This window comes from Vibrio sp. Vb0888, assembly GCF_033338835.1.
Classification (GTDB): domain Bacteria; phylum Pseudomonadota; class Gammaproteobacteria; order Enterobacterales; family Vibrionaceae; genus Vibrio; species Vibrio alginolyticus.
Genome location: NZ_JAWOTL010000293.1, coordinates 1 through 1091, shown reverse-complemented (window position 1 = coordinate 1091; position 1091 = coordinate 1). Strand labels below are relative to the sequence as shown.

The window sequence follows — 1091 nt, the reverse complement described above, 5'->3', positions numbered from 1 at the left end:
GAAACAACGTTGTCCATGCGGTGTAAGTCGAGTCTCATTCCTTGAAATCAATAACTCACCCTTTCGTTTAAGCTTAGGTCTATTAATTCATACTGCAAGTGTGAGATATGTCGCATATGGTGTGGTTTTGTGTCTCATTTTTGATACATTTTAACGCTAAACACAAGGTGGGCAAAAAAGTACTAGTCGTTGGCAAAAAAGTCCTAACCCCCCATTTTTTCGGTGACTAAGGTTTAATCATGATTCAGGTGGATATGCACTTGCATCATTAACAAGCGAGAAAATGTTAAACAAGGGGATAAACTTATGGACAACTTTCGCAACCTAATCAAGGACTTCATGGAAGATGAAGAAGGTCTAACACTGCTTGAATACATCTTGGGCGCCGCTCTGATTGTAACTGCTTTCCTAACATCTGGTTTCTGGACTACGTTGTCAGGCAAGTTCACATCAGTAGCATCTCAAATCAACAACTCGTAATGCTTAGTGAGTTAGTCATTTGGTCATTGTTGATTGCGATAGGTGTATCAGACGCCCAGAAGCACAGAATTCCTAATAAAGCCGTTTTGTTGCTTCTGGTCGCTGTCACTGCAAACGTATTGTACAGCCCGAGCGTGAGTCTTTTGGATCATGCGTATGGTGGACTGGTTGCGTTTGCAGTGTGCTTTGTACTCTACCTCATTAAAGCAATGGCTGGAGGAGACGTTAAATTACTCGCCGTCATAGGGGCATGGCTGGGACTGAGTAATCTGTGGGAAGCGTCTATCGGAATTATTCTCGCAGGGGGTATTGTTGGCATCTTTTATTTGATGCTGCACATTGCTTCAACGAGCGTTGCTCTAACTCATCAGGTCAAGGGCTACTGCATTGAAAAAGTTACACCAGGCTTTAGGTCTAATAAGCCACTAGTGATTCCTTTCGCGCCTGTAATCGTAATCGGATTAGCTTATTTCTCCTACACGCACTAATACTTATAAATAGAAAAACATACGACATCAGTTGACTAGGCAACTTCAAGAGGGGAAGTATGATGGGCTCTGCGTATTGGGAAAAACTAGTGCCACAAATCAATCCACCAAAGGTGCCTTCCG

The 1091-nt window shown here is 42.8% G+C and carries 2 protein-coding genes; both read left to right on the top strand.

Annotation, left to right across the window (positions count from 1 at the left end; translation table 11 throughout):
* Positions 1 to 306: 306 nt before the first annotated feature.
* The gene (locus tag R7P72_RS25735; RefSeq protein WP_005494099.1) at positions 307 to 480 is read left to right on the top strand and encodes a Flp family type IVb pilin; all 174 of its coding nucleotides are present in this window, start codon (positions 307 to 309) and stop codon (positions 478 to 480) included.
* Entirely contained in the window at positions 480 to 968 is a 489-nt protein-coding gene (locus R7P72_RS25730) for a prepilin peptidase (RefSeq protein ID WP_017447723.1), read from the top strand. The genes R7P72_RS25735 and R7P72_RS25730 overlap by 1 nt, the downstream gene beginning before the upstream one ends.
* Positions 969 to 1091: the final 123 nt, after the last annotated feature.

Excerpts from the sequence above, each read along its gene's own strand:
- R7P72_RS25735 (WP_005494099.1), top strand. The coding sequence starts at position 307 with ATGGACAACTTTCGCAACCTAATCAAGGACTTCATGGAAGATGAAGAA.
- R7P72_RS25730 (WP_017447723.1), top strand. The coding sequence starts at position 480 with ATGCTTAGTGAGTTAGTCATTTGGTCATTGTTGATTGCGATAGGTGTA.